Source organism: Rhodococcus sp. 06-156-4, from assembly GCF_002259345.1.
Classification (GTDB): Bacteria; Actinomycetota; Actinomycetes; order Mycobacteriales; family Mycobacteriaceae; genus Rhodococcoides; species Rhodococcoides fascians_E.
Genome location: NZ_NPGB01000004.1, coordinates 1 through 5,369, shown reverse-complemented (window position 1 = coordinate 5,369; position 5,369 = coordinate 1). Strand labels below are relative to the sequence as shown.

At 55.9% G+C, this 5,369-nt stretch carries 3 rRNA genes; all 3 read left to right on the top strand.

What is annotated here, in order from left to right:
- Positions 1-64 precede the first annotated feature (64 nt).
- A 16S ribosomal RNA gene (locus CH290_RS02210) occupies positions 65-1,582 on the top strand.
- Between the two features lie 339 nt (positions 1,583-1,921).
- Positions 1,922-5,082, top strand: a 23S ribosomal RNA gene (locus CH290_RS02205).
- Positions 5,083-5,224: 142 nt separating this feature from the next.
- Positions 5,225-5,341: ribosomal RNA gene (gene rrf / locus CH290_RS02200) — 5S ribosomal RNA — on the top strand.
- Together the 16S, 23S and 5S rRNA genes form the textbook arrangement of a ribosomal RNA operon.
- Positions 5,342-5,369 lie beyond the last annotated feature (28 nt).

Sequence of the window (5,369 nt, the reverse complement as noted above, 5' to 3'; positions counted from 1 at the left end):
TGGACTTGATGTCATTTGACTGATTGCACTGTCTTCTTTTGGGGGATGGTGGGATTGCAAGTCTTTTACGGAGAGTTTGATCCTGGCTCAGGACGAACGCTGGCGGCGTGCTTAACACATGCAAGTCGAGCGGTAAGGCCTTTCGGGGTACACGAGCGGCGAACGGGTGAGTAACACGTGGGTGATCTGCCCTGCACTCTGGGATAAGCCTGGGAAACTGGGTCTAATACTGGATATGACCTCAGCATGCATGTGCTGGGGTGGAAAGCTTTTGTGGTGCAGGATGGGCCCGCGGCCTATCAGCTTGTTGGTGGGGTAATGGCCTACCAAGGCGACGACGGGTAGCCGACCTGAGAGGGTGACCGGCCACACTGGGACTGAGACACGGCCCAGACTCCTACGGGAGGCAGCAGTGGGGAATATTGCACAATGGGCGGAAGCCTGATGCAGCGACGCCGCGTGAGGGATGAAGGCCTTCGGGTTGTAAACCTCTTTCAGCAGGGACGAAGCGTGAGTGACGGTACCTGCAGAAGAAGCACCGGCTAACTACGTGCCAGCAGCCGCGGTAATACGTAGGGTGCGAGCGTTGTCCGGAATTACTGGGCGTAAAGAGTTCGTAGGCGGTTTGTCGCGTCGTTTGTGAAAACCCGGGGCTCAACTTCGGGCTTGCAGGCGATACGGGCAGACTTGAGTGTTTCAGGGGAGACTGGAATTCCTGGTGTAGCGGTGAAATGCGCAGATATCAGGAGGAACACCGGTGGCGAAGGCGGGTCTCTGGGAAACAACTGACGCTGAGGAACGAAAGCGTGGGTAGCAAACAGGATTAGATACCCTGGTAGTCCACGCCGTAAACGGTGGGCGCTAGGTGTGGGTTCCTTCCACGGGATCTGTGCCGTAGCTAACGCATTAAGCGCCCCGCCTGGGGAGTACGGCCGCAAGGCTAAAACTCAAAGGAATTGACGGGGGCCCGCACAAGCGGCGGAGCATGTGGATTAATTCGATGCAACGCGAAGAACCTTACCTGGGTTTGACATACACCGGAAAGCTGCAGAGATGTGGCCCCCCTTGTGGTCGGTGTACAGGTGGTGCATGGCTGTCGTCAGCTCGTGTCGTGAGATGTTGGGTTAAGTCCCGCAACGAGCGCAACCCTTGTCTTATGTTGCCAGCGCGTTATGGCGGGGACTCGTAAGAGACTGCCGGGGTCAACTCGGAGGAAGGTGGGGACGACGTCAAGTCATCATGCCCCTTATGTCCAGGGCTTCACACATGCTACAATGGCCAGTACAGAGGGCTGCGAGACCGTGAGGTGGAGCGAATCCCTTAAAGCTGGTCTCAGTTCGGATCGGGGTCTGCAACTCGACCCCGTGAAGTCGGAGTCGCTAGTAATCGCAGATCAGCAACGCTGCGGTGAATACGTTCCCGGGCCTTGTACACACCGCCCGTCACGTCATGAAAGTCGGTAACACCCGAAGCCGGTGGCCTAACCCCTTGTGGGAGGGAGCCGTCGAAGGTGGGATCGGCGATTGGGACGAAGTCGTAACAAGGTAGCCGTACCGGAAGGTGCGGCTGGATCACCTCCTTTCTAAGGAGCCTCTTCTCTACTCGGACCGTCACACAGGTGACGGGGGAGTGAGACAGAAACCGTGTAGTTCTCACATGTAGAACTGCGGTGCTCACGGGTGGAACACTGACAACCAACTTGTTCATCGTGTGGCCGGCGCTTGTGTCGACCATCGAACTGGTTATATCGGCATACTGTTGGGTCCTGAGAGAACACGTGAGTGTTTCTTTCTAGGCAAGACATATACAGGCAACTTCGGTTGTATCTATCGGTTCCCTTGGTTGGGGATGTCTGAGGTCGACGTGTACGGGGTTGTGTGTGTGTTGTTTGAGAATTGCACAGTGGACGCGAGCATCTTTGTTGTAAGTAATGAAGAGCGTACGGTGGATGCCTTGGCACCAGGAGCCGATGAAGGACGTAGGAGGCTGCGATAAGCCTCGGGGAGCTGTCAACCGAGCTGTGATCCGAGGGTGTCCGAATGGGGAAACCCAGCACGAGTGATGTCGTGTTACCTGCATCTGAATATATAGGGTGTGTGGAGGGAACGTGGGGAAGTGAAACATCTCAGTACCCACAGGAAGAGAAAACAATTGTGATTCCGTGAGTAGTGGCGAGCGAAAGCGGAGGAGGCCAAACTTTGTGCGTGTGATACCCGGCAGGGGTTGCGTATGGAGGGTTGTGGGGTTTGCATGTGATGGTTCTGCCGGACTGTCCGACAGTGAGAAATCATGGTGTTAGTCGAAGTGGTCTGGAACGGCCTGTCGTAGAGGGTGAGAGTCCCGTAGACGAAAACATTGTGACTGTCGAGTGTGGATGCCCAAGTAGCAGCGGGCCCGTGAAATCTGCTGTGAATCTGTCGGGACCACCCGATAAGCCTGAATACTCCCTGGTGACCGATAGCGGACTAGTACCGTGAGGGAAAGGTGAAAAGTACCCCGGGAGGGGAGTGAAATAGTACCTGAAACCGTGCGCTTACAATCCGTCAGAGCTGGTGCACAGTTTACTGTGGCTGGTGATGGCGTGCCTTTTGAAGAATGAGCCTGCGAGTTAGTGGCATGTCGCGAGGTTAACCCGTGTGGGGTAGCCGTAGCGAAAGCGAGTCCGAATAGGGCGTATCACCGTTTGGTGTGTAGTGGCGTGTTCTAGACCCGAAGCGGAGTGATCTACCCATGGCCAGGTTGAAGCGACGGTAAGACGTCGTGGAGGACCGAACCCACTTAGGTTGAAAACTGAGGGGATGAGTTGTGGGTAGGGGTGAAAGGCCAATCAAACTCCGTGATAGCTGGTTCTCCCCGAAATGCATTTAGGTGCAGCGTCACGTGTTTCTCATCGGAGGTAGAGCTACTGGATGGTCTAGGGGGCTTACCGGCTTACCGAAATCAGCCAAACTCCGAATGCCGGTGAGTGAGAGCGTGGCAGTGAGACTGCGGGCGATAAGGTTCGTAGTCGAGAGGGAAACAGCCCAGATCGCCAGCTAAGGTCCCTAAGCGTGTACTAAGTGGAAAAGGATGTGGGGTCGCGAAGACAACCAGGAGGTTGGCTTAGAAGCAGCCACCCTTGAAAGAGTGCGTAATAGCTCACTGGTCAAGTGATCCTGCGCCGACAATGTAGCGGGGCTCAAGTACACCACCGAAGCTGCGGCACTCACACAACAGCCCGCATCGTTCCTACGGGGATGGTGCCAGGTGTGTGGGTGGGTAGGGGAGCGTCGTGCAGCCGTGGAAGCATCGGGGTGACCTAGGTGTGGAGGCTGTGCGAGTGAGAATGCAGGCATGAGTAGCGAAAGACGAGTGAGAAACTCGTCCGCCGAATGACCAAGGGTTCCTGGGCCAGGTTAATCCGCCCAGGGTGAGTCGGGACCTAAGACGAGGCCGACAGGCGTAGCCGATGGACAACGGGTTGATATTCCCGTACCCGTGTGAACGCGCCCCTGGTGAATCAGTGATACTAACCGCCCTGAATCCCGGTGATGGATCTCTTTCGAGAGTGATGCGCTGGGTGGATGCGTGGGACCTGATCTGGTAGTAGCCAAGCGATGGGGTGACGCAGGAAGGTAGCTGAGCCAGTCAGTGGTAATACTGGTGTAAGCCTGTAGGGCGAGACATAGGCAAATCCGTGTCTCATACAGCCTGAGAGGTGATGCGTAGCCGATTGAGGCGAATTCAGTGATCCTATGCTGCCGAGAAAAGCCTCTAGCGAGCTTTCACACGGCCCGTACCCCAAACCGACACAGGTGGTCAGGTAGAGAATACTGAGGCGATCGAGATAACTATGGTTAAGGAACTCGGCAAAATGCCCCCGTAACTTCGGGAGAAGGGGGACCTCGTCCGGTGATCATCCTTGCGGTGTGAGCTGGGTGGGGTCGCAGAGACCAGTGAGAAGCGACTGTTTACTAAAAACACAGGTCCGTGCGAAGTCGTAAGACGATGTATACGGACTGACGCCTGCCCGGTGCTGGAAGGTTAAGAGGACCGGTCAACTGCACTTGTGTGGTGAAGCTGAGAATTTAAGCCCCAGTAAACGGCGGTGGTAACTATAACCATCCTAAGGTAGCGAAATTCCTTGTCGGGTAAGTTCCGACCTGCACGAATGGCGTAACGACTTCTCAGCTGTCTCAACCATAGACTCGGCGAAATTGCATTACGAGTAAAGATGCTCGTTACGCGCGGCAGGACGAAAAGACCCCGGGACCTTCACTATAGCTTGGTATTGGTGTTCGGTTCGGTTTGTGTAGGATAGGTGGGAGACTGTGAAGCGGTGACGCCAGTTACTGTGGAGTCGTTGTTGAAATACCACTCTGATCGTATTGGATACCTCAACCTCGGACCATGATCTGGTTCAGGGACAGTGCCTGGTGGGTAGTTTAACTGGGGCGGTTGCCTCCCAAAATGTAACGGAGGCGCCCAAAGGTTCCCTCAGCCTGGTTGGCAATCAGGTGTCGAGTGCAAGTGCACAAGGGAGCTTGACTGTGAGACTGACAGGTCGAGCAGGGACGAAAGTCGGGACTAGTGATCCGGCACCGGCATGTGGAAGCGGTGTCGCTCAACGGATAAAAGGTACCCCGGGGATAACAGGCTGATCTTCCCCAAGAGTCCATATCGACGGGATGGTTTGGCACCTCGATGTCGGCTCGTCGCATCCTGGGGCTGGAGTAGGTCCCAAGGGTTGGGCTGTTCGCCCATTAAAGCGGCACGCGAGCTGGGTTTAGAACGTCGTGAGACAGTTCGGTCTCTATCCGCCGCGCGCGTCAGAAACTTGAGGAAGGCTGTCCCTAGTACGAGAGGACCGGGACGGACGAACCTCTGGTGTGCCAGTTGTTCCACCAGGAGCACCGCTGGTTAGCTACGTTCGGAAGGGATAACCGCTGAAAGCATCTAAGCGGGAAGCCTGTTCCAAGATGAGGTTTCTCACCCCCTTTGTGGGGGTAAGGCCCCCGGCAGACCACCGGGTTGATAGGCCAGAACTGGAAGTGCAGTAATGCATGCAGGTGACTGGTACTAATAGGCCGAGGACTTACCACAAAGAAGCTACGCGTCCACTGTGCAATATCTGAAACAACACACGATTTCAGTGCAACCATAATTGAATGAACCAACCATTCGCCCCCCGTGTTGTGCGGGGATCGTGAATGCCGTTGTGTTCCGTGTAACTGTTTCGCAGAGTTACGGCGGCCATAGCGGAGGGGAAACGCCCGGTCCCATTCCGAACCCGGAAGCTAAGCCCTCCAGCGCCGATGGTACTGCACCCGACAGGGTGTGGGAGAGTAGGACACCGCCGAACACACTTTCACAGCACACCCCCGGGAACC